23 protein-coding genes are annotated in these 23,778 nt (G+C 44.3%); 11 read left to right on the forward strand and 12 right to left on the reverse strand.

Annotated elements, in window-relative coordinates; all coding sequences use genetic code 11:
- Positions 1 to 108 precede the first annotated feature (108 nt).
- The gene (locus JHD45_RS15375; protein WP_199477400.1) at positions 109 to 2,283 is read right to left on the reverse strand and encodes a Tex family protein; all 2,175 of its coding nucleotides are present in this window, start codon (positions 2,281 to 2,283) and stop codon (positions 109 to 111) included.
- A gap of 316 nt (positions 2,284 to 2,599) precedes the next feature.
- Between JHD45_RS15375 and JHD45_RS15380 the strand changes: the two genes are divergently transcribed.
- Complete coding sequence (locus JHD45_RS15380) at positions 2,600 to 2,998, forward strand: H-NS family nucleoid-associated regulatory protein (protein ID WP_199477401.1); 399 nt, start codon at positions 2,600 to 2,602, stop codon at positions 2,996 to 2,998.
- A gap of 141 nt (positions 2,999 to 3,139) precedes the next feature.
- Here JHD45_RS15380 and JHD45_RS15385 read toward each other — a convergent pair whose 3' ends face one another.
- The 6 genes from JHD45_RS15385 to JHD45_RS15410 form a co-directional block, all read right to left on the reverse strand.
- Positions 3,140 to 4,276 carry a Wzz/FepE/Etk N-terminal domain-containing protein gene (locus JHD45_RS15385; protein ID WP_199477402.1) on the reverse strand — a complete coding sequence of 379 codons (1,137 nt, stop codon included), beginning with the start codon at positions 4,274 to 4,276 and terminating at the stop codon, positions 3,140 to 3,142.
- Between the two features lie 90 nt (positions 4,277 to 4,366).
- Complete coding sequence (gene trmB / locus JHD45_RS15390) at positions 4,367 to 5,080, reverse strand: tRNA (guanosine(46)-N7)-methyltransferase TrmB (protein ID WP_233407870.1); 714 nt, start codon at positions 5,078 to 5,080, stop codon at positions 4,367 to 4,369.
- A 126-nt stretch (positions 5,081 to 5,206) separates the two neighbouring features.
- On the reverse strand, positions 5,207 to 5,602 hold the full coding sequence (locus JHD45_RS15395) for a DUF423 domain-containing protein (RefSeq protein WP_199477403.1): 396 nt from the start codon (positions 5,600 to 5,602) through the stop codon (positions 5,207 to 5,209).
- 3 nt (positions 5,603 to 5,605) lie between these two features.
- Complete coding sequence (locus tag JHD45_RS15400) at positions 5,606 to 6,592, reverse strand: WD40 repeat domain-containing protein (protein WP_199477404.1); 987 nt, start codon at positions 6,590 to 6,592, stop codon at positions 5,606 to 5,608.
- On the reverse strand, positions 6,564 to 7,034 hold the full coding sequence (gene rsd / locus JHD45_RS15405) for a sigma D regulator (RefSeq protein WP_199477405.1): 471 nt from the start codon (positions 7,032 to 7,034) through the stop codon (positions 6,564 to 6,566). The genes JHD45_RS15400 and rsd overlap by 29 nt, the downstream gene beginning before the upstream one ends.
- A gap of 214 nt (positions 7,035 to 7,248) precedes the next feature.
- Complete coding sequence (locus JHD45_RS15410) at positions 7,249 to 7,764, reverse strand: disulfide bond formation protein B (RefSeq protein ID WP_233407871.1); 516 nt, start codon at positions 7,762 to 7,764, stop codon at positions 7,249 to 7,251.
- Positions 7,765 to 7,902: 138 nt separating this feature from the next.
- On the opposite strand from JHD45_RS15410, the gene JHD45_RS15415 reads away from it, so the two are divergent.
- On the forward strand, positions 7,903 to 8,328 hold the full coding sequence (locus JHD45_RS15415; RefSeq protein ID WP_199477406.1) for a flagellar basal body-associated FliL family protein: 426 nt from the start codon (positions 7,903 to 7,905) through the stop codon (positions 8,326 to 8,328).
- Between the two features lie 153 nt (positions 8,329 to 8,481).
- Here the strand turns inward: JHD45_RS15415 and JHD45_RS15420 are convergent, their stop codons facing one another.
- The 3 genes from JHD45_RS15420 to JHD45_RS15430 all read right to left on the reverse strand — a co-directional run bounded on the left by JHD45_RS15420 (position 8,482) and on the right by JHD45_RS15430 (position 12,335).
- Positions 8,482 to 8,766, reverse strand: a complete 285-nt coding sequence (locus tag JHD45_RS15420) for an oxidative damage protection protein (protein WP_199477407.1) — start codon at positions 8,764 to 8,766, stop codon at positions 8,482 to 8,484.
- A 99-nt stretch (positions 8,767 to 8,865) separates the two neighbouring features.
- Positions 8,866 to 9,939 carry an A/G-specific adenine glycosylase gene (gene mutY / locus JHD45_RS15425; RefSeq protein ID WP_199477408.1) on the reverse strand — a complete coding sequence of 358 codons (1,074 nt, stop codon included), beginning with the start codon at positions 9,937 to 9,939 and terminating at the stop codon, positions 8,866 to 8,868.
- A 95-nt stretch (positions 9,940 to 10,034) separates the two neighbouring features.
- Complete coding sequence (locus JHD45_RS15430; protein WP_199477409.1) at positions 10,035 to 12,335, reverse strand: AsmA family protein; 2,301 nt, start codon at positions 12,333 to 12,335, stop codon at positions 10,035 to 10,037.
- A 284-nt stretch (positions 12,336 to 12,619) separates the two neighbouring features.
- Between JHD45_RS15430 and hisB the strand changes: the two genes are divergently transcribed.
- From hisB to hisF, 3 genes are read left to right on the forward strand one after another with little or no spacing between them, the layout of a single operon-like run.
- Entirely contained in the window at positions 12,620 to 13,213 is a 594-nt protein-coding gene (hisB, locus tag JHD45_RS15435; protein ID WP_199477410.1) for an imidazoleglycerol-phosphate dehydratase HisB, read from the forward strand.
- A gap of 9 nt (positions 13,214 to 13,222) precedes the next feature.
- Positions 13,223 to 13,915: an imidazole glycerol phosphate synthase subunit HisH gene (hisH, locus tag JHD45_RS15440; RefSeq protein ID WP_199477411.1), complete on the forward strand. Its 693-nt coding sequence runs from the start codon at positions 13,223 to 13,225 to the stop codon at positions 13,913 to 13,915.
- A gap of 37 nt (positions 13,916 to 13,952) precedes the next feature.
- Positions 13,953 to 14,729: an imidazole glycerol phosphate synthase subunit HisF gene (hisF, locus tag JHD45_RS15445; protein WP_199477412.1), complete on the forward strand. Its 777-nt coding sequence runs from the start codon at positions 13,953 to 13,955 to the stop codon at positions 14,727 to 14,729.
- A 154-nt stretch (positions 14,730 to 14,883) separates the two neighbouring features.
- On the opposite strand, the gene JHD45_RS15450 is transcribed toward hisF, so the two are convergent.
- Positions 14,884 to 15,420: a hypothetical protein gene (locus JHD45_RS15450; protein ID WP_199477413.1), complete on the reverse strand. Its 537-nt coding sequence runs from the start codon at positions 15,418 to 15,420 to the stop codon at positions 14,884 to 14,886.
- A 234-nt stretch (positions 15,421 to 15,654) separates the two neighbouring features.
- Here JHD45_RS15450 and gshA point away from each other — a divergent pair, with 234 nt between their 5' ends.
- Positions 15,655 to 17,244: a glutamate--cysteine ligase gene (gene gshA, locus JHD45_RS15455; protein WP_199477414.1), complete on the forward strand. Its 1,590-nt coding sequence runs from the start codon at positions 15,655 to 15,657 to the stop codon at positions 17,242 to 17,244.
- 122 nt (positions 17,245 to 17,366) lie between these two features.
- Here gshA and yihA read toward each other — a convergent pair whose 3' ends face one another.
- Positions 17,367 to 18,011, reverse strand: coding sequence for a ribosome biogenesis GTP-binding protein YihA/YsxC (gene yihA / locus JHD45_RS15460; protein WP_199477415.1), 645 nt, complete (start codon positions 18,009 to 18,011; stop codon positions 17,367 to 17,369).
- Positions 18,012 to 18,278: 267 nt separating this feature from the next.
- Here yihA and JHD45_RS15465 point away from each other — a divergent pair, with 267 nt between their 5' ends.
- The 5 genes from JHD45_RS15465 to ubiB all read left to right on the forward strand — a co-directional run bounded on the left by JHD45_RS15465 (position 18,279) and on the right by ubiB (position 23,762).
- Positions 18,279 to 18,887: a c-type cytochrome gene (locus tag JHD45_RS15465; RefSeq protein ID WP_199477416.1), complete on the forward strand. Its 609-nt coding sequence runs from the start codon at positions 18,279 to 18,281 to the stop codon at positions 18,885 to 18,887.
- A 172-nt stretch (positions 18,888 to 19,059) separates the two neighbouring features.
- Positions 19,060 to 19,692, forward strand: coding sequence for a thiol:disulfide interchange protein DsbA/DsbL (locus tag JHD45_RS15470; RefSeq protein ID WP_199477417.1), 633 nt, complete (start codon positions 19,060 to 19,062; stop codon positions 19,690 to 19,692).
- Positions 19,693 to 19,723: 31 nt separating this feature from the next.
- Positions 19,724 to 21,262 (forward strand): GGDEF domain-containing protein, encoded by a 1,539-nt coding sequence (locus tag JHD45_RS15475; RefSeq protein ID WP_199477418.1) that lies wholly within the window; start codon positions 19,724 to 19,726, stop codon positions 21,260 to 21,262.
- A gap of 99 nt (positions 21,263 to 21,361) precedes the next feature.
- The gene (ubiE, locus tag JHD45_RS15480; protein ID WP_199477419.1) at positions 21,362 to 22,117 is read left to right on the forward strand and encodes a bifunctional demethylmenaquinone methyltransferase/2-methoxy-6-polyprenyl-1,4-benzoquinol methylase UbiE; all 756 of its coding nucleotides are present in this window, start codon (positions 21,362 to 21,364) and stop codon (positions 22,115 to 22,117) included.
- A gap of 1 nt (position 22,118) precedes the next feature.
- A complete protein-coding gene (gene ubiB / locus JHD45_RS15485) occupies positions 22,119 to 23,762 on the forward strand; it encodes a ubiquinone biosynthesis regulatory protein kinase UbiB (RefSeq protein ID WP_199477420.1) in 1,644 nt (547 codons plus the stop codon).
- Positions 23,763 to 23,778 lie beyond the last annotated feature (16 nt).

A 23,778-nucleotide genomic window follows, 5' to 3' on the forward strand; every position in this document is an offset into this window, starting at 1 on the left:
CATAATGCGTATTCCTATTAAACAGGGTACACATTATGGGCTTTTTCATTTCCATTAGACTATCTAATCTACCCATTAGATCAACTAGCATCTAAGAAGATTAATAGCTTATACTCCTTGAGCCTTTAAGCTGATCCGTTTTCTCGGCACATCCACCTCTAAGACCACAACCTTAATGATATCTCCCACTCGAACCACCTCCCTTGGGTCTTTGACAAAACGATCCGCTAGTTGCGATATATGCACCAATCCATCTTGATGCACGCCAACATCCACAAAGGCTCCAAACGCCGCCACGTTGGTCACAACCCCCTCAAGCGTCATCCCCTCATGTAAGTCATTCATATTCTGAACACTATGATCAAAGGCCGCATAGAGAAACTCAGGCCGAGGATCTCGGCCAGGCTTTGACAGTTCATCCAGAATATCTGTAAAGGTATAACTTCCCACTTGAGTCGCAAAGTCTGGTTCGCTTTTGAGCTGATTTAGCAATGCGCTATTTCTCATTAACTCGCTGGCTTTCACCCCAAGTCGAGTAGCCATTTGCTTCACCACACAATACGATTCTGGATGCACTGCGGATGCATCCAATGGTTCTTTGCCATTCAACACTCTGATAAATCCTGCGCATTGCTCAAAACACTTCTCACCAATTCCTTTGATGCTTAACAACTCATGACGGGATTCAATACGACCCTTTTGAGCACGATAGTCAACGATATTTTGCGCCAACCGGGCGCTTAAACCAGAGACATAAGACAGTAAGGAGGCTGAGGCCAGATTCACGTCGACCCCCACTTTATTAACACAATCCTCTACCACTGCGCTCAGCGACTTCACTAGCTGGCTGGGCTTTACATCATGTTGATACTGACCCACTCCTATCGCCTGAGGCTCAATCTTAACCAATTCTGCCAAAGGATCCTGAAAACGCCTGGCTATGGAGATGGCCCCTCGGATCGTTACATCTAAATCCGGGAACTCGGCTATTGCCACTTCAGACGCCGAGTAAACCGACGCACCCGCTTCACTCACAACCACTGTTTTACAGTCTAGTTTTTCTGATCTAATTAAATCAGTACAAAAAGCCTCCGTTTCTCTAGATGCGGTTCCATTACCAATCGCCAACCAATTTATCTGATATCTTTTCAGCAACGACCGTAATGTGTCTCTCGCTGCCTGCGCTTGCTTATCTGATGAAAAAGGGTAAATCACAGCCGATTCTTTTACCTGAGCCAACTCATCAATGACCGCCAGTTTCACACCATTTCGAAAACCTGGGTCCACCCCTAATACACGACACGCCCCCGCCGGCGCTGACATTAATAAATCATTGAGGTTATCGGCAAATACCTTTATTGCCCCTGCTTCAGCACGCTCCTTTAATTCAGACAAGACATCAGCTTCTAGCTTTGAGAATAACCTGCTTTGCCAAGCAAGCGATAAATAGTCATACTGACGCTTTGTTAAAGGAGAAGAAGAGGACACGGATGTAGAAAAGAGATTATTTAATGCCGGAATGTTCAGCCATGAAGGAACCTCTTTTTCTAACCCTGCTTCAGAATATCGAATCCCCAATTTTAACATCGACTCCTTTTTACCACGAAAAAGCGCTAATAAACGATGGGGCGGTACTTTCTTAATCGGCTCTTGATAATCAAAATAATCTTTATATTTATCTCCTATTTCTTGCTTCCCCCGAATAACCTTACTGACTAGCTCCCCTTTCGCCAATAGCACAGTCCGGCCTTTTTTTAACAGATCGCTATTCATAGACAGAGTCTCCATGATGATCTCTTGAGCACCTTTTAGCGCGTCCTCAAGAGACATAGGTACATCATGGTTAGACTTAAGCCATATTGCAACGAGTGCCCACTCATCGTCTCCAGACTGAGCCCACAAACGTTCTGCCAAAGGCCCTAAGCCCAGCCCTCTCGCCAAGTCTGCATTTGTTTTACGAGTTTTTTTAAACGGTGCATAGAGATCTTCTAACTCTGTTTTCGTTTCAGCCCGTTTTATTTTATCTGCCACTTCTAGTGGATAAGGTGTAATAGATTTCAAACTTTCCAGAATACTATGCTGGCGCTTATATAGCTCAACAAGATATAACCAACGATCATGAAAGCGCCGTAGATTCACATCGCTCATTCCTCCCGTCATATCCTTACGATAGCGAGCAATAAAAGGAACACTGACGCCTTCTTCGAATAAACAAATAATACTTTCACTCATTTTATTTGTTAAAGAAAACTCATTACTCAAGGTATTTGCTATCTGCCTCATTTTTTACCCCGTTTTTTACACTTTTCAATCATTAGACTCTTTTATTTGTGTCGCATCTTTGGATTTTTTTTATTAGAATCGGCAAACAAACTTGAAATAGTTAAAATATGAGTCAAACTATAGAACAATCCATTGGATCATTTTACAGTAACTGAGTCATCTGCGGATATTGTTTATTCGCATGTCAGCTGGCAAAAAGACAACCAAGCGTCCTTTGTCAGTATCATTTCGACACTTATTGAGTCTAAGGATGAATCTCTTTTTCGGTGTAGAACACAAAACAATCCGTTCTTAACAGATATATTAGGGGATACCTATGAGTTTATTACTTGAATTAGCTGGCAATAAAGCCAAAGCACGTGCCGCAGCGAAAGAACTAACGGTTGCTCAACTTGAAAACCTTATTGCTGGTTTCACAAATGCATTAGAAAAAGTCAAAGAGGAAGAGCAGGCTCGCCAAGCAGAAGAAGCAGAGAAAGCAGCTCGCGCTGAAGAAATTGCTGCACTGATTGCGAAAAGCGGTCTAACCATGGAAGAGGTAGCCCTATTGAGTTCACCAAAATCCAGCGCTAATAAAGGCAAAACCGTTGAGCCAAAATACCGTCTTACCATTGATGGTAAAACACATGAATGGACAGGCCGTGGCCGCACACCAAAAGTATTCCAAGAATACTTTGATGCAGGAAACAGCCGTGAGAGTGTTGAAATCAAATAATTTTACCACCCTAAAAAAAACATAAGACAATAAAAAAGCGACTTAAGTCGCTTTTTTATTGTCTATTCTTTTTATCTAATTTTTTATTGCTATGCACTGCGACTGCGGACCAAAAGGTGCAGCACAGTAACAGTGATATTTCTATTTTTCTCTAAAAGCATGCCTAACAAGCACTATTGCACAACCCAACATACCACCTAACAGCACCCCTAAAATAACAATCAATGGTCGTTTTGGTGAAGTTCTGCTTAACGGCGCTTCAGGATTTTCAACAAACTGATAGGTAGAAAATGCAAGATTGTTATCTATTTTACTAGCAGCAAGCAGCGCCAGCTTAGCTTGAATTTGCTGTAAACGAGGCTCAATAATCGTTAATTGCTTCTGCCCTAGCGCATCCAATACTTTAACTTTGGCAGCTAGCGCGTTTGCTCCAATATTAATCGGAAACATATCGCCATTGCCCAAATTCTGTTGCGGTTTATTTATACCTGCAGTTCTTGCAATGTCTAATGCATACTGAGCTCGCTGACGCTCATTGATTAATTTTGCCATTGCCTGATCATGCATCAGCGACTGCTGCTGCTCCAATTCACTTTGTTTGGCCTGCAATACAGATTGAATATTGGCCAGCGCAACACGTCGCGCTATATCAGCCACGTAGTCAATATAGCCATTTAAAAATTCAAGACTTTTATCAGAAGTATTTTGCTCACCTTTTAATGTAAATGATTCAACTTCTTGATTACCCGATTTAAGTGTCAGTGCCGACAGCTTTTGGTACCATTTATCATATAATGCTGCTTGGCTATCTTGTAATTGCTTCTTATCATCCTGGTTCTCTAAAGTCAGCTTATTTAGCGCTTCTTTAAAGTCTGACACAGTTGAAATATAGGCTTTCTTATTCGCCCGCAACTCAAACTGCTGTATAAAAATATCAAACAGAGTAGCAGGTAAAACAAACTGATCTAGCTTGTTACTCACTAACACGGTACCATCTTCTTGGTAAATATCAAAAGCTGGCTGTAAATCCCCTACCACCTTACGATAATTAGAAAAGTCACTGATTTGCGGGATGGTAACGATCGCCTCTGTTGTCCATACCTGCTTTGCTAACAAAGCATAGGTTACAGCCCCAAGAGCACAGATAATTGTCGCTATGATTATGGTCCACTTTCCCTTCCAAAGGGCAATTAATAATTCTTTTAGATCTATTTCATCATCTTGCTGAAAGGTCTTTCTAGGTAAAGACGACTCCTGCAATTGGCGGGGTTGCTCCACAATGTTTCCTTTTCTTATGTCAATAACAATTAATAATAGCGAGATAGCGGCACAAAAAAAGGCTCAACTACAACAAGCAAATAATACGAACTATAGAGTAATTTTTTTATAAATCAAATCCCAGACACCGTGACCTAGCTTTTCGCCACGCTGTTCAAATTTAGTCAATGGACGTGATTCTGGTCGCGGATAATATTGCCCCTTACTAGCGGCATTTTCATAGATGGTCTGCGCTTCCATAACCTCCATCATATGCTCGGCATAGGGCTGCCAGTCTGTTGCCATATGAAAATAGCCATCTATTTTTAAAACATTTGCCACTTGTTGTGCAAATAAAGGCTGAACAATGCGACGTTTGTTATGTTTCTTTTTATGCCAAGGATCAGGAAAGAATAATTGAAAACCACTGGCTGCCTTTTCCGGCAGACAATTCGCCATCACTTCGATGGCGTCATCACAATAGACCCGTAAATTCGTGATACCCACTTCTTTTGCCAGCATCATAAGTTTTGCTACACCGGGGGGATGCACTTCAATACCGATAAAATCTTTCTCAGGGGCATTTTTCGCCATTTCGGCAAGAGAAGCGCCCATTCCAAAACCGACTTCAATGACCACATCGGACTGACGACCAAACACTTCTTGATAATCAATTCGGCCATTCTCTATTTCTAGGCCGTAAAATGCCCAATTAGCATCGTAGTTTTTCTGTTGGCCTTCGGTCATCCGACCACCTCGCACAACAAAACTGCGAATGGTGCGTTTCTTAATAGGCTCCTGCTTGTCTATCATAGTGTCTTGCATTATCTCTTATCAATTAAATGAATGGCATCAAGTGAATGGTCGTTCATCGATTCACTAATATAATGGTCGGCTATACTACCGAAAAGACTATTTTTTGTCCCCTACCTAAATGACTATTTTCAGTAATCAATTGACCTTAAACTGACCTTGCCATAAGTTTTTTGCTAAAAGAAACCAAGCAAGCAAATATAAGACACCACCAATAGGTGTAATCGCTCCTAACCAAAGTACACCGGTGAGGGTCATCACATACAGGCTACCCGCAAAAAATACATTACCGATGAGAAAGCATACGATGATTTTTCTAGCGGAAGGAATATAGGAAAACAAAGCAGCAACAATAAGAGACGCTAGCGCATGATACATTAAATATTGGCTCCCCGTATGCCACCAAGATAAGGCTCTTTCATTTACCATTTTAGTCAGGGCATGGGCTCCAAATGCCCCAGCGACAACAGACAAAAAACCTTGTGTAGCCGCAAAACAGGCTAATTTAGCCGGAAAAGAAGAAACTTGAGACATGAATTATTCCAATACATTTAGAAAACCATTGCTGCCAATGGCAAAATAACGGCTACCATTTGAAAAAGACAGGGCAAGCACGCTGGCCCCAGTAGGTTGCAAGGTATCTCTTAGGTGAAGATCCCACTCTTTAAGCACTTGCCCCGTCGGTATTTCAACTAGAGACACTCGACTGTCAACACCACCAATTAAAAGCTGTTGATCGTTTCTAGAAAATACCGCACTACTAATGGTTCTTTTACGTGCCTTCAAAGATCCTGTATAGACCGTGGTGACAACTTTGCCCGTTTGTGTTGACCACACTTTAGCGGTTCCTAGCTGGGCAGAACCGAAGGCGTATTTACCGTCATCAGATAAGGCCACCGCCGCAATTTGATTACTTAACGTCCACTCAAACTTCTTTTTACCCGTCCGGACGTTCCACAAGGTAACGTGGTATTTATCATCCCCGGTGAGAGCCAGACGTCCATCAGGTGACACATCTACGGCTCGAACTATGGCGCCAGTACGAAATGTCTGTTTTATGCCACCATTTTTCACATCAAAATAACGTGCCGTTTGATCATCCAAACCAACAAGAGCGAAATCGCCATTATCTGTCAATTTTAACGACTGAATATTACCCGGGGTGTCCCAAAAACCGACGGAGTGACCATCTGAAGTACGCCATAACACCAAGGTCCGAGCAGATCCTGTCGCGGCAAATTCACCCGTCGGGTCAATGTCGGCACTAATAATGGACGTATACTCACCTTTCGCATGATTCCAATTATAGCGCCTATCGTTAAGAGCTGTTCGCCAATAGCTCCCACCATGCTCAATTGAGCCAACCACTGCGGCACTACCATCTTCACTCAGCGCGGCAGAGTAAAGTCCTTGAACAGCAAACTCTTCAACTCTTATTGGCGCTTTTTCGGAACAAGCTGACAACACAAAAGCGCTGATGATAAACAGAGAAAGATTACGCGCTTTTTTCGCTGTGGGCCTCATGAAGCTCCTCAATTAATCTATCTTCTAACTGAAAACGTTCCGCCATCACCACTGCAAGGGTTTTCATAGAACATGGAAGCGCTTCCAGTTGTGCACTGACGTGTTTTTGAGTGTCATACTTATCATTAAACTCAAGTGCTACTTCTGTGCTTTCATCGATTTCAGGCATCAATTCATTAAGCAGCTTCAAAGCTGAGTCGTCTTTAAACTCTTGAGCCTCCAGAGCCAGCTGCTCATATACATTAAAGTGCCCCACAGATACATAATCCACCAGCAGTTCACATAGGTGTTGAATTTTCGGCGTATCCATTTGGGTGTATTCTTCAAGATCGCGCAACTCTACCCAAGTCTCGATTAAATGCTGTCTCTGCTTTAGCCAACGATCAATAATGTCATGGACACCACCCCAGCGCTCTTGTGCCGTTTTACATCTCTCTAACATAGAATATCTCCATCTACACGACGATAGTAAAAACACGCCTTGCTTAATTATAAATCCAGTCTCTTCATACTCAGTTAAATAAGAGCATATTCCGAAGCGATACCCCCTGCAAGAGCGGGACAAAGGGTAATTTGTAACGTTTCAATGGGGCTAGGTGAGTAAGTGAAAACACCATTACCAAGCAACTAACCCCAAATTGCCCAATCATTTATATTTAACGTCTTGTTTTTCCTGAACGAAAAGCAATCCAAACATTAACGACGGCCATTAAAACAAACATGACCAAGGTCCAACCGGGAATACTAATACCAAGGAAAGTCCATACCACTTCACCACAATCGCCAGTTCCCATAATCATTGCTCGCGCGACGCTTTGCCATGGAAACGCACTGATCATATAACTTAACCCTGGCATACAAGCTGGCAAATCATCCACTGGAAGATGTTGCAAATACAAATGGCGGATGGACAGTGCCGCCCCCATTATTGATAAAACCACCACAGTGATAGAAAACCACTGTCGACGTTTCTCATTCGCCGTTAACGCTGAAAAAATCGATACTAGACCAATAAAGAAGAAAACAATGCGCTGCAACATACATAACGGGCATGGCTCAAGCCCCATTTGATATTCCATATAAAAAGCCACACCTAATAAAGCAAATGCCGCCAAACCAACCATGCCATGGAAGCGACGAGACGACATTCTCTTAATCATAGACAAGAGCATAGAGATTCCTTATATTCCATAGAGTTACATTGAGCAGAAATGGACATAAACAAACGAGAAAAGTTCCAAATTACTACTGACATACACATTTAATCGCAGTTAGTATACTGTCTATTGCAATAAATACGAGACATCACTATGTTCAGAACGGCTCCCTTAGTCCTTATTCGCCTTTTCACTCTCCCCATTTTTTTATTCAGCCTGCTGACGGTAACGGCCCATGCTGAGGACGCCTCAGGAAAAACGCCCCCTGTTTACATCGAAATCAGACCAGAATTTGTCGTTAACTTTGAAAGCGATACAGCAAGACTTAGGTACATCAAAACCAGTATTACACTGCAAACGGATGCGGCAGATAAAGCGTTAATTGAGGAGAATATGCCGCTGGTCAAAGATGCTCTTGTGATGTTTTTAAGCTCGAGAACTGGCGACCAAGTGACTGGCGCACAGGAAAGAGAAAAAACACGTATTGAAGCGACTCAGGACTTAAATAAAATTCTGAAAGAAGAGACCGGAAAAGAGCCAGTGAAAAGCGTGCTATTTGGCAGTTTTTTAACGCAGTAGTGCCTTAAGGCTATTTCTTACTATCTCTTTCTATATCAACGCTTGAATTTCTTAGACCCCTCCCTAACCCTCCCCTTAAATAAAGGGAGGGGACTGGAAATGCCTCAGTAAAAGACTCCTCCCATCTTACCAAGGGGGAGGCTGGGAGGGAGGTTATAGCTCTTTAATATCGTCGGGGCTTACATACCCAGCGACTTTATCAACGGGTTCATTGTTAAAAAATTTGTCCATCTGCTCCATAATGTATTTACGAGCATCAGGCTTCATTAAGTTTAACTGCTTTTCATTGATCATCATGGTTTGCAGTACTTGCCAGTCTTGCCATGCTTGTTTCGATACTGTTGACAGAATCTCTTGGCCTCGAGCCCCAGGTAGTGGCGCACGATCCAGCGCCTCCATCTCTTTTTGGTATTTTTTGCAGAATACGGTATTTGACATGATTTGCTCGCTGTCCAGTGGGTTCAATCTATGTGGTCTATGACGACCATGAATCTATATCAACCATTAATGGTGTTGTGGGCATAGAATTCAAGCGTTTCACGGGAGGCTATTGCATTCAATAGAGACAACCTCATTTAATAACGTACGTACTGGAGCAGGTAAGCCCAAGGTCATCACATCATCGAGAGCAAACCACTGATACTTCCCCTCTTCCATCACGGCGTTTAGCTCACCAATGCGAACATAACTTGGTTCGATATCCAAGTGATAATGACTAAAGGTGTGCCGAAAAGCCGTCAGGGAAGAGACATCATGAATCTGGGTTTGAAAACGCTGTTCAACATGCATGACCACACTTTCGTCGCAGGCCAGCTCAGGCAAACTCCACAACCCGCCCCAAATCCCTGTTTGGGGACGTTTTTCCAGCAATACTTGATTGTCGTCATTCGATATCACTAAGAACTGCAAACGCTTTTCTGGCTTAAGTGCTTTTTTGGGCTTACGAACCGGAAACTGTGTAGGATCCTGGGTTTGGCGGGCTAGACAATCGGTTTCAAGTGGGCACAACAAACACTGGGGCTTAGAGCGGGTACATAAGGTTGCACCGAGATCCATCATAGCTTGAGTATAATCACCACAGCGTTCGCTCGGCATATAATGCTCCGCCAATTCCCACATGGCTTCTTCCGTTTTCCTCTCACCCGGCCATATTGGAACCGCATGAAACCGTGCCAGCACGCGCTTCACATTACCATCTAAAATGGCGGCCTGCACACCACGAGAAATCGATAAAATCGCCGAGGCAGTAGAGCGCCCTATACCAGGTAATTCACAGACCCCTTCAACAGAATCAGGGAACTGCGAATCCCACTCGTCCACTAAGATCTTAGCGGTCTTATGCATATTCCTTGCGCGGGCGTAATAGCCCAAACCACTCCAATGGGCAAGCACCTCTTCCTGATTCGCCTTAGCCAGCGCTTCAACCGTTGGAAAAGCCGCCATAAACTTCTGATAATAAGGAATGACTGTGGTCACTTGCGTTTGTTGCAACATGATCTCAGAAATCCAAACACGATAGGGGGTTTTGTTCTCTTGCCAAGGTAGGTTTTTACGCCCGTGTTTATCAAACCACGCTAGTACACGAGGCGCAAAATTTTCAACTGGTTGCATTACTGTCTCACGATTGTCTTGTTCTGTGACATACACTGAACAGCGTATGGGGAAAAGGTCACTGAAGTGCCCCCTGCCCCATCAACTTATTCACATTAAAATAAACTCTTTAGTTTATCTTTTAGCTTATCTCTAAGCTTTTCCTCTTCTTCCTGACGTTTTGCTTTAAGCTTGTCTTTCAACTTTTCTTTCTCAGCTGCCACTTTATCCTTTAATTCTTGTTTCGCTAAATCCGCAAATAAAGCCCCAAACTTCTTCAAATCAGGGCGACATAAACTAGCAGGATCATCCGAAAACTGCCCCTTACACACAATAGGAAATGCCAGTTTAGTGATTTTGTCATTCACTCGACAGGCATGATCAAGATGGCTACCACTGAGCGCTACATTGGCTTGATAATCCAATGATTGCTTCGGTAAAGAAATGATACCGTCTCCTGTTACCTGAATCCCTGCTGATGTTAGGACTAAGCCCGGCGTTGAAATTTGCCCATTAACAATATGTGCTGGAAAAGTCATGTTTTCGAAGGGTGTATCGTCCCCAAAGTCTTTGTAATTAATCGACTCTTTGCGAACGGCGGCAATGCCTTTACACACGGTTCGAGTGAGGTTCATCCCCACTAGCGCACCTTTTTTAATATGAACCAATAAATCTCCCTGTAAAGAGGACATCAAATCCCCTAGGCGATTACCTTGAGCGGACAGTTCACCCTCTACAAACGTGGCGCCGCGCAATTTATCCATCTTCATATAATCATGAAATAACGGCTGAATTTGCACACCGGACACTTTTGGTACCAGCGTCATTTTAGGTGTATTACCGCGCACATCAAGAGTGGCTTTCACTTCTGCTTGTCCTTGATATAAATGGATTAGAGCCGGTGATACCCGTACAACACCGTTCCCCACCGTTGCGTCCAGAGCAACCTTATCGAGCTGCATTTTTTTGAAGATGACATGCTTCAAGGAAACGCCTAAATGCCCTTCTAATGAACGAATCAACGCCACTGGAATCAGCTCTTTGCTAGACGCGGCGACATCGGTTTGAGGCGCTTGGTTCTTCGTTGACGTTGTCGAACTATTTGCCACCTCATTATTGGCTGCCATTGATGACTGAGTAGAGTTTTTTGCAGCGGCTTGCTCAGAAGGTACCGTTTCAGGAGGTAAGTAGCGGTCTAAATCCAACCCTTCCCCTGCGATGTTAATATCCCAACGCAATGGTGATAAATCCACGCCCGCACTGGCGTTAATCTTACTGCCATCCAAGAGCAAAGACATCGGCTGAACTAGGAGGGTGTCTTTGTCTCCATGTAAGGTAATAGCCACTTGAGCCTTGGTCAAAGCACTGCTATCAGCCATATTTGGCAGCGTTATATTGAGTTTTTTCATCACCTCTCGGGGATTAAAGGGGGCAATAGCAAGCTTGCCATTAAATTCGGGATCACTTAACACTTGAAAAGCCTGTACGCTTGCCGTCGCCGTCATTCCTAGTGTTTTCAATTCCAAACCTTGCGCCGATAAGGTTTCTTGGGGCACATCCATATCTACTTGAGAAGCTTGCAAGCTGGCCTTGAATGGACTCGTCGGCAGCCTATCTCCTGACGTGGTGGTTGAAAGGTCAACATTATTTAAAGAGAATGCTTCACGCTCAGGAAAAACCGTCAGGTCAGCATCCAGTTTTACCTCAGCATTAATGGGGTGCTTTCCTTGCAAGTCGCTTTGCTTGATCATCAGGTTCATCGCTAATGGCCACGCCTTATTCCACTGAACATCGCTCAACTCCACATTCATAACGGCGTTTACTTTTTGCTTATTCACTGCATTGGTGTAAGTGATATCGGCATTTTTTATGATCAGTTTGTCTAAATGCAGGTTTGGCAAAGCACGTTTAAACGGATCACTTGCTGAAGTCGCATAATCAGCTTGATTGCTGGAACTTGCTTGGCCAGATTGAGGGGCATTAGAATTGGTAGACTGGGCCTTATTTTGTCCTTTTACCTTCGCCTCAACCACATTGCGCTGCCAATTAGCATGGCCTTGTTTATCCACTGATAGATTGGCTTTTAAATTCACCAACTCTACTGTATCCACGTCAATGTTGCGTTTTAACAAAGGCAATACCGCTAGCCCGAATTCAGCTCGATCGAACTGTAAAATCTCAGGGTCTTTCCCCAACGCCACGCCAATATGGCTTAATGAGAGTCCAAAATGGGGAAAAAAAGACCAATGAATGTCGCCATCCATGCGCAAACGCACGTCGGCTTTTTCCAACGCTACCTTTTGAATCTCTTTCTTAAAGTCATTGGGATTCACAAAGATCATGACATAGGCCACCAGAGCGACCATCAACACCAAGAGAACACCGACTAAGATCGCTAACCTTTTTACCCACACCATGCCACACTCCTTAAATCCTCTTCGACTGCAACTTATTAAGTTAACTGTCATAAATAAGCTAAGCCAATCTAATGCTCGCCATCATAACACTCGATAAGACACTTTATCTCCTTCAATAGCTCCTTTATCAAATTCCCCGATGAGCCCTTTATCAACTTAATAGCAACAAGTCATCAAAAAGGGCAAAGCAAGGGATAGAAGCCAACGACGCCAGACTCTATAATACAAGCCTAATTTTTATAACATGATGTCAAATCATAGCAACTCACTGTGGAGAAGCTTCAATGTCCGATCGGATCGCCAGCGTCGAGCGTAATACGCTCGAAACACAAATCAAAGTGTCTATTAATCTAGACGGTACCGGAAAATTCAACTGTGAAACAGGCGTCCCTTTTCTTGACCATATGTTGGATCAAGTTGCCCGTCACGGTCTGATTGACCTAGATATTCATGCTGTTGGTGACTTACACATTGACGCCCACCATACAGTGGAAGATCTTGGTATTACCATGGGACAAGCCTTTGATAAAGCCATTGGCGACAAAAAAGGTATCAAACGCTATGGCCATGCTTACGTTCCCTTGGATGAAGCTTTATCTCGCGTGGTCATCGACTTTTCGGGGCGTCCCGGCTTGGAAATGCATGTGCCTTTTACCCGCGCTTCCGTTGGCGGCTTTGATGTGGATCTTTTTTCCGAGTTTTTCCATGGCTTTGTTAATCACGCAAAAGTGACGCTACACCTAGACAATCTTCGTGGCAAAAACACTCACCACCAAGCGGAAACCCTTTTTAAAGCCTTTGGACGCGCCCTACGCATGGCATTAGAAGTGGACGAACGAATGGCAGACCAAATGCCGTCGACAAAGGGCTGTTTGTAGGAAGCTTTTATGACGAATGTAAAGAGCGATAGAAAAAATGTTGTAAAAAAATCCGTTGTCGTAGTCATCGATTATGGCATGGGAAATTTACACTCAGTCGCCAAAGCCCTTGAGCATGTGGCGGATGAACACACCGAGGTTGTCGTAACCAGCGACCCTCAAATCATTGATTCTGCGGATCGAGTCCTCTTGCCAGGTGTTGGGGCGATTCGTGATTGCATTGGGGAAATGCATCGCACAGGCCTTGTTCCAAGTATCCGAAAAGCCATGGAGGAGAAGCCTTTTTTAGCCATTTGTGTGGGCATTCAGTCTCTCATGTCTCACAGTGAAGAAAATGACGGCGTAGCGTGCCTCGATCATTTTAAGGGCAACGCACTGTTTTTTGGCAGCCAACATAAAGACCATGATGGCAGCAAACTAAAAGTGCCCCATATGGGTTGGAACCAAGTTAAGCAAACAATCAAGCATCCTTTATGGGAAAACATTCCTGACCAAGCCCGTTTTTACTTCGTGCATAGCTTCTACGTAGTGCCTGAAAATAAAGACGAAATAGCAGGCACCTGCGATTATGGTTTAGAGTTTTGTGTCGCCTTAGCCCGCGATAATGTATTTGCCGTCCAGTTCCACCCAGAAAAAAGCCATAAAGACGGTTTGCAACTGTATAAAAACTTCCTTAACTGGGATGGCAAACCATCACTTTGATTGAAAGGTACTGTGACTTAAAGATTAGGAGCCAACTATGGGCTTAGCAAAACGAATTATTCCCTGTCTTGATGTAGACAATGGCCGTGTTGTAAAGGGTGTTCAGTTCCTGGATATTCGCGATGCAGGCGACCCAGTCGAAGTCGCCAAACGTTATAATGAACAAGGCGCAGACGAAATTACGTTTTTGGACATCACCGCAAGTTCCGATGACCGAGAAACCACGGTTCATATGGTCGAAGCTATTGCCAGCCAGGTGTTTATTCCACTCACCGTTGGCGGCGGCATCCGTACCTGCGAAGACATTCGCCGCATGTTAAACGCTGGCGCAGACAAAGTCGGCATCAATACAGCCGCTGTTTTTAATCCAGAATTTGTCCGTGAAGCAGCACAGCGTTTTGGCTCTCAATGCATTGTAGTTGCCATTGACGCGAAGAAAGTTAGCGACAAAGGGGAACCCGATAAGTGGGAGATCTTTACTCACGGCGGTCGCAAGCCAACCGGGTTGGATGCGGTTGAGTGGGCGAAAAAAATGGTCGCATACGGCGCAGGCGAAATACTACTAACCAGTATGGATCGCGACGGCACTAAAAACGGTTTCGACCTAGGCTTAACGCGAGCGATCAGTGAAGCGGTGCATGTGCCCGTCATTGCTTCTGGCGGCGTTGGCAATCTGGATCATCTTGTCGATGGAGTGATTGAAGGCAAAGCGGATGCCGTACTGGCTGCTAGCATCTTTCACTTCGCTGAATACAGCATTCAAGAAGCGAAAGAACGTATGATGGCGGCAGGAATAGAAATGCGCATGTCTTAACCAACGTATATGATCCATTTCCAAGCATGACCTTAGGAAAGTTCGAACTCACACCTTCCTAAGCAATACATGAAATAAAAAGGGCATCCTCTACTTTAATCAGGCTGCCCTTTTTATTATCTAATCTTTTTACCATCTACTCTAGAAATTGAGTCTAGTGTAGAGAGTAACTTTGGGGTGCCAAGGTACCTGAGTTAGCAACTTGTTTATCCTCCTTGGGAGGCACAGCAAACTCAAACAACACAGACCGATGATGACCATCATCTTGCGTCATCGTGACCTCTAACTGCCAAGTGATGGTATTGTTATCCGACACTGGTAACAATATGTTAGCTCGCCATTGGTTTTGAACAGGTCGCTGGGTCAATTCCATGGAGCTGACCCCCATATAATGATCCTTGCCTTGCAGTGTAAGCTGAATCGAATCCACGTTATCCGCCAAGGCTTTAGGCAACTTAAAAGACACCTGCATGGGTTTATTAGCATGAATACCATTATCAAACACCAAGGTAGCGGATTTATCGACGCCATTCAGCGGAGCAGTACAGGTTTTCATGTTTTGGCTGCACTGAACCACGGCCATATAAGACTGTTGTGGCAGGATACGATCCAGCCCCCAGGTTAAGGCGAGCACAATAAGAAGTAACAACGTCCCCCAATAAAGAACCTGCTTCAACCTTACTGTATTCATGGTGTTTTGCTTAGCGATATTTAATCTCAACATGGGACTAAGTTTACAGCGCTCACGTCAGAACCTCTAGCATCAGAGTGAGGAGTGATTCTGCAATTTTAGAGTAGAAAAAGCGCGTCACTTGCCGTCAATGTGCAGTGCCGAGTACAATCCTTAAAAAACCAGACACTAGGGAAGGTCCCTAGCTCTGTCAACAATAGACACGGCTTGCCGAATGATTAAAAGGAAGACTGCTTGACCACCCTAAACAATGCCCTTAATGAGCTGGCGAAACACTGCCAGCAGGCAGACTCTTCAGCTCTGACATTTCATCGCGGAGTCGAAAGAGAAGCCCTCCGTGTTGACCGTTCATCGGGGCGAATTTCTCATAATCCACATCCTGTGGCGTTAGGCTCAGCCCTGACTCACGCTTCCATTACGACCGATTATTCTGAAGCGTTAATGGAATTTATTACGCAAGTTCATCCGAGTGTCGAGGGCGTCATTAGCGAACTAGAAGACATTCATCACGTTGTTAACCACGAGCTCAACAAACATAACGAGTGCCTTTGGCCTGCCAGCATGCCCTGTTATTTAGACGGCAATGAGGATGTTCCCATCGCCTATTTTGGCGAGTCCAATACGGGCAAACTCAAACGCATTTATCGAGAAGGGCTATCTAATCGCTATGGTCGCATCATGCAATGCATCGCCGGTATGCATTACAACTTCTCCTTTGATAAGGCGTTTTGGCGTTTCTTGGAACACTACAAAGGCAAAGCAGACTTAACACCAGAGCAACGGCAGAACTTCCAGTCTGAACAATATTTCACCCTTATCCGTAATTTCCGACGTAACTCTTGGATTCTTTCTTGGTTATTTGGCGCTTCATCGGCTATCGATACCAGTTTCTTGCCAAGTAAACCCAACACCTTGTCTCCATTAGATCAACACACTTGGGTGGGTCCTAAGGCGACTTCCCTTCGTATGAGCGATCTGGGCTACCAAAACAAAGCACAGGCAGATCTATATGTGTGTTATAACGAAGTCAGCGCTTACATTAGCACCATCAAAACAGCCCTAAAAACCCCCTACAAGCGTTACGAAGAGATCGGCGTGAAAGTAGCGGGAGCATATAAGCAGCTCAATAGCAACTTGCTACAGATCGAAAACGAATACTACAGCGACATTCGTCCTAAACGGGTGACACAACCAGGTGAACACCCTAGCGCAGCACTACAGGCCAGAGGAGTTGAGTACATTGAGGTCCGCATTATGGACATTGATCCCGGCTCTAGCATCGGTATGCAGGCATCAACCTTGTATTTCCTTGATGTCTTTTTACTGTACTGCATGCTGAACAACGACGAGCAGCTCAACGCTGAAGAATGCCATGCCCTTCGTCTTGCACAGCAAGATATTGCTGTGCATGGGAGAGATACCGAGCACCTGTTTGATTTCGGACAAGGCCCCGTCTTGCTAAAAGAAAAAATCCGTGCACTATTGGAAGAGCTTCGTCATGTTGCGACTTTCTTGGCCGAGAACACAGGTAATAATGCCTATACGTCTGCCATTGAAGTACAGCTCAATAAGCTCAACACCCCATCGATCTTACCCTCTCAAAAACTGATTCAACAATGTGAAGAGCATAAGGGATACCAGTCTGCCATGCTCTCATTGGCGAACCAACAGCAATCAAGCTGGTTAAAGACCCCCATTAGCCATGAGTTATCGCAACGCTTCGCTAAGCAAGCCTCGAATTCTTTAATGGAACAAAAACAGATTGAAGAGAGTGACGAAGTCGATTTTGATACATTTCTTACTGCGTATTTGCAACAGCAGTAGACATCGTTAAGCACTAAAAAAACGCCTCTTGGGGCGTTTTTTTCGTGCTGATTCTTCTGCAATAAAGCCTCTTTCTCAAGGCCAATAGCCGTAAGAAACCAGTGGCGAATTAAAGCATATTGTTACGCATTTGGAGAAATTGGAATATCGTCCAGATTATCAAATACCAGCCAATCTGCTAGTTTTATCCGTAGCTCATCAACGCCATCCCCACTTAACGCCGAGAAGGTTTGTGCACTGCCATCAACTCCACGCTCTTTTAGAGTTTTGGCAACTTGCAATTTCGCCGATTTCGCAGGACCTCGCTTAAGCTTGTCAGACTTAGTGAGCAGCACATGCACTCGCATATTATTTGCCTTCGCCCAATTTAACATCATCTCATCAAATTCTTTTAGAGGATGGCGAATATCCATTACTAAGATGACCCCTGCCAGAGAACGACGGTTCATCAAGTAATCTTGCATGTGCGCTTGCCAGACTTTTTTCATTTCAATTGGCACTTTCGCAAAACCATAACCTGGCAAATCAATCAACCGGCGATCTTCTAGGTTTAGACCAAAACAGTTAATTAACTGAGTTCGACCAGGAGTTTTTGATGTACGAGCCAGTTTTTTTTGATTCGTCAGCGTATTCAAAGCAGTGGACTTTCCCGCATTAGAGCGGCCAGCAAACGCGACTTCGATCCCTTGATCTAGTGGGCATTGTGAAAGTTTCTCGGCGCTCTTAATAAAATGAGCAGATTGGAAAATAGAGTCAAAAGGGGTCATAGGTTGGTATTCGTCAGTAGAATTTAGCGTTCACGTTTATTCATCGGTTGTATATAATGCCTGTGAATGGCTCGGTTTACCACGTTTAGTCGGCGTATTCTAACAAATTACACTATTTTAGTCTTAGGTTTAGGTAGTTGGTGTTAGGCGCGACAAACAGCGAATCCCCACTTTATCAGAGCAACAATGAACTATTAAGCTATTACAGCTAGCCATTACTTATTTAAAAGCGACTACTTTAAGAGCTATTACCAAAAAGGTTGCCACATGATCAAGGCTCTATTCACTGGCTTATTACTTTCTGTTATGACACCACTGGTGCTCGCTCAAGGTGATCCCATTGCTGGAAAATCTCTCACCACAACCTGTGCAGCGTGCCACGGACAAGATGGCAACAGCACAATCAACCTCTTTCCGAAACTGGCAGGCCAGCAAGAAAACTATCTATTGAAACAATTGCAAGACATTCAGTCGGGCAAGCGCGCTGTTCCGCAAATGACAGGTCAACTCAACTCCCTGACTCAACAAGACCTTTCCGATATTGCCGCGTACTTTGCTCATCAAACCATCAAAATAGGCAGAGCCAAGCCAGACTTAGTTGAACAAGGAGAACAGCTCTTTCGCTTTGGTGATCCAAGCAACGCTATTCCCGCCTGCTCTGCTTGCCATGGCCCTGCCGGACGCGGTATCAATTCTGCTCGCTACCCCGCTCTAAACGGCCAATTTGCTACCTATACCTCCAGCCAATTGCATGCATTCCAACAAGGTCTACGACATAATGATCCTAACAATGAAATGCAGTCCATCGCACAGAAACTCAATGATCAACAAATCGATGCGGTTGCCAGCTACTTAGCAGGACTCAAGGCTAGATAAACCTTATGTTGATAACAAGAAAAGAAAAACGGTCACTTATTAGGTTTTATACTTGTAAGTTTTCCGTAAACTTGCTGGAATAATCGAACTTTGTAATGGGAAACACATCGAATAAGATCGACAATTTGTGCATTATCGCAATGCTATCAAACATTACCTCTAGGAGTTATCAATGAAAAAGCTGTTCTCAGCCCTTCTTTTCTGCTTACTATTTCCTTTAACGGCTTTGGCTCAAGATTATAGCGACGGTCATGGCTACACCACCATTGCCGACCCTGTTCCCACCAATGACCCAAACAAAGTACAAGTCGTGGAAGTTTTTTGGTATGGTTGTCCACACTGTTTTCGTTTAGAGCCCTACACCCAAGAGTGGAAAAAAACCATCCCAGATTATGTGGATTTTCAATACTTACCCGCCGTCTTTGGTCGTGGCTGGCTTAACCATGCCAAAGCATTTTACGTTGCCAAGTTGCTAGGCGTCGAAAATAAATTACACTCAGATTTATACAATGCGATCAATATTGATCACAGACGCCTCGATACAGAGGACTCTCTAGCAGAATTCTTTACTCACTACGGCGTCAGTGAAGCAGAGTTTAAAAAGCAATTTAACTCGTTTGCCGTACAAAGCCGCCTCGCCCAGGCCGATGCCCGTATTCGCGGCTATGGCGTTCAAGGCACCCCGACTCTTGTCGTAGACGGTAAATATTTAGTCGATGCAGAAACCGCTGGCGGCAATGATAACATCTATAAAGTTGTCAATTACTTAATCGAGAAAGAACACGATAAAATGCAACTACAGTAGACTTAAATTGCGTCTTATTTAGTGAGGGTATATGACAGAATCTGCTCAGGAAAAATTAATTAGCACATTGCGCAAGGCGGTATCAAGAATCAGCCTACTGGCCGAAGGCAATGACCCTGAAGTAGATTCTGTTATCCGTCAGATTCGCCACAATATAGCCAAGGGCGCGGATGCAGACAAAATACAAGCCATGCTTAGCGCTGCCGAGCCCTATCTATTAAACAGCGAAGAAACTCACCTAAACCGAGCAAAACAGGTCCGAGAAACACTCCATGATTTAATTGACTTACTTGAGTTGCATCATAAGAAAAGGCTCCCCTGTAGCGAGAAACAAGCCTTGGAGTCGCTTATACGCTTACACTGGCAATCGCCACCTTTCTGGCCTTCTCTTTTTAGCGGCTATTTAGACCTTGCTAAAACCACCCTAAGTTTAGAAACGTCAAAAGAAAGCAGCAAAGAACCCCTTATTAAACGGCTGTTTTATCGTACGAAGAAACAACAAGACGTCCAGAATAGTCAGGAAATTATGGCCCAAATTAGCCATACCCTATCCAGCTTGCTGACCAACTTATCTTTAAGCAACGAGTACGACGAACAAATTATTGCCTTACGAGAAGTTTTGGCCAACAGCAACGACTTGCAGCAATTGCCCGACTTACTTGATGAAGTCATCAATCTTATCGTTATCAGCACAGGCAAAACTCAGGAAGGACTCACTAACTATCTAAATCAGTTGAATCTGCAGTTAGCCAGTATGAACGCCTCCATTGTTAGCCATTATAAAAACCAAAAGACGCTGGCTGAAAACCGAGAGGGGCTGAATGTAAGTTTAGAGAAACAGGTGAGTGATACCAGCCTTGCCTCCCAAAGCGCAACTGACCTAAATCAGCTCAAAGAACTCATCGACACGCGCATGAAAGTCATGACGACCACCATGGTCGATTACAAACAACAAATGATAGTGCTAGAAAAAGAGACTCATCAATCCATCGCCTCATTAAAAAGCAAAGTAGATCGGATGGAAAAAGAAGCCTCCACCATGCGGACCAAGCTGCAAGAAAAATTGGCTCAGGCAATGACCGATGCACTCACTAACTTGCCTAACCGTGCTGCTTACCAAGATTCCATCTTGCCTTTGCTGCAATCGTCAAAGAAAAGCGGAAAAAAACTCTTCTTAGCCGTCTGTGATATTGACCACTTTAAACAAGTCAACGACACTTGGGGGCATCAAGCTGGCGACAAAGTCTTACGTTTGGTAACCAAACAACTACTCAGCACCCTGTCCAATAAAGACATGATCTTCCGTTATGGTGGCGAGGAGTTTGTTGCTTTATTTGTCGATTCTAATGAGCAAGAAGCCACGCAAAAGGCCGAAAGCATTCGTGCCGCCGTCGAAAGAGCGCCCTTTAACGTAAATGGTGCACCTATCACCATTACCATATCGATAGGCATGGCGTGTTGTCGAATGTCAGAAGATCATGATGGGCTGTTTAATAGAGCCGATAAACAGCTTTATATTGCCAAAGAAGCTGGCCGCAATATTGTAAAAGTTGATCAAACAAAAGAATAAACCAGTACCAGAGGTCGCCGCACACGGTTACAATAGTTAACAACGCAGCAGTAGATAAATAGATTGGCGCAACATGTCGCCTCTAGGATGAAGTAATTTATGCAAGACGATCAGCAAAAAACCACCGACTTTGGCTTTAAAGAAATCCCCAAAGAGGAAAAAGTAAAAGCCGTCGCCAATGTCTTTCACTCCGTCGCCGCAAAATACGACATTATGAATGATTTGATGTCTGGTGGTATTCATCGTATTTGGAAACGCCACACTATCAGCCAATCGGGGGTACGCGCTGGCAATAAAGTACTAGACATCGCGGGCGGTACAGGCGATTTAACTTTGCAATTTTCTCGTTTAGTAGGTAGCCAAGGACAAGTTATTCTCGCCGACATTAACGATTCTATGCTAAAAGTTGGCCGCGATAAGCTCGTCAATAAGGGCGTTGTTGGCAATGTACAATTTGTTCAAGCCAATGCCGAAGAGCTGCCTTTTCCTGACGATACCTTTGATTGTATTACCATTGCCTTTGGCCTTCGCAATGTCACGGATAAATCCAAAGCATTGGCCTCTATGTATCGTGTATTAAAGCCCGGCGGCCGTTTATTAGTATTAGAATTCTCGAAACCAGAATCTCAGTCTTTGTCGAAAATTTACGATCAATACTCTTTCCGCCTTCTCCCCCTCATGGGTAAAGTGATTGCCAATGATTCTGAAAGCTATCGCTACTTGGCTGAATCCATTCGCATGCACCCAGATCAAGAAACCCTAAAAGGCATGATGGACGAAGTGGGCTTTGAGCGAACCAGCTACCAAAACCTGACCGGTGGTATCGTCGCCTTACACAAAGGATTTAAATTCTAATATGTTCAGAAGCGCCTTTCGTTTAACTCGCATCATTCTCACTGTGTTGCGCTTCCGTCTTGACGCCCTTATCCCATTCGATAAGTTACCTTGGTATCTTCGCTATAGCATTGGCCCTTTTTTTTCTTTAGGGCGCCAGCGGGCGATCAGAAACCGTGGAGAACGCTTGCGTCTGGCCTTAGAGTCTCTAGGCCCCATTTTTGTTAAGTTTGGGCAAATTCTGTCGACGCGACGCGATTTACTCGACGATGATTTAGCCGATGAGTTGGCACGCTTACAAGATAAGGTTCCCGCTTTTTCTGGGCAGCTAGCCCAAAGCATCATTGAAAGAGATTTAAAAGCGCCTGTTAGTGAACTGTTTGCTGAGTTTTCGGCAGAGCCCTTAGCATCCGCTTCCATCGCGCAAGTACATACCGCCAAACTGCATTCTGGTGAAGACGTCGTCGTTAAAGTCATCCGTCCAGGCATTGAAAACACCATTCGCCAAGACATTAGATTGCTTTATGCGCTTGCCCACTTTATCGCGAAAAGCAGTTCCGATGGACGACGTTTACGCCCAGTTGAAGTAGTCACCGATTACGAGTACACCATTTTAGACGAGTTAGACTTAGCAAAAGAAGCCGCCAATACAGGCTTGTTACAGCGTAATTTTACGGATTCCGATTTGCTTTATGTGCCTCAAGTCTATTGGGATTATTGCCATAAAAATGTCATGGTCATGGAGCGTATTTCCGGTATTCCAGTGGCAGACATTCGTGCTCTCAATGAAGCAGATGTCGACATGAAATCGCTTGCTGAACGTGGTGTCGAGATCTTCTTCACGCAAGTCTTTTCGCACAGTTTTTTCCATGCTGACATGCACCCTGGTAATATTTTTGTCGATGCCACTAATCCGTTACAACCCAAGTATATTGCCATTGACTGTGCGATCATGGGCAGCCTAGACGATGCTGATAAAAACTATTTGGCACGTAATTTATTAGCCTTTTTTCAACGGGATTACCGCATGGTGGCACAGCTACACGTTGAAAGTGGCTGGGTTCCAAAAGAAACCCCTGTTCACGCTTTTGAATCGGCCATTCGCAGTGTCTGCGAACCCATGTTTGCCAAACCCCTTAAAGACATTTCTTTTGGCCAAGTACTCATCGGTTTATTTCAGACGGCTCGCCGCTTTAATATGGAGGTCCAGCCTCAATTAGTACTATTGGAAAAAACCCTACTCAACATTGAAGGGTTAGGCCGACAACTTTATCCTGATTTAGATCTTTGGGTGACAGCCAAACCATTTTTGGAGCGCTGGATGCGTGAGCAAATGGGCCCGAAACGTGTGATGGAAGAAGTTCGCAAACAAGCTCCAGAGTGGGCGGGTCAATTTCCGAAGTTACCAAATCTTGTTTTTTCTGCTTTAACACAGATTTCCAAGCAAGAAGAACTCATGACGCAACAAACCCAAGCGATAGAAGCTCTCACAAAAGAAGTGAACCAAGCCAATCGTGGCCTACCATTCAAGCTACTAGGACTGGTCAGTTTAGGAGCAGCTTGGTTTATATCTGATCCAGAGTCATTGCAAAGATTACAAACCGCAGATATATTCAGTATGCTACTGTTTGCTGCGGGGCTATACTTGTTAGTATTAAAACCGTAACATTCAAGAGGCTATA

It is taken from the genome of Marinomonas spartinae (assembly GCF_016461715.1).
Lineage (GTDB): Bacteria > Pseudomonadota > Gammaproteobacteria > Pseudomonadales > Marinomonadaceae > Marinomonas > Marinomonas spartinae_A.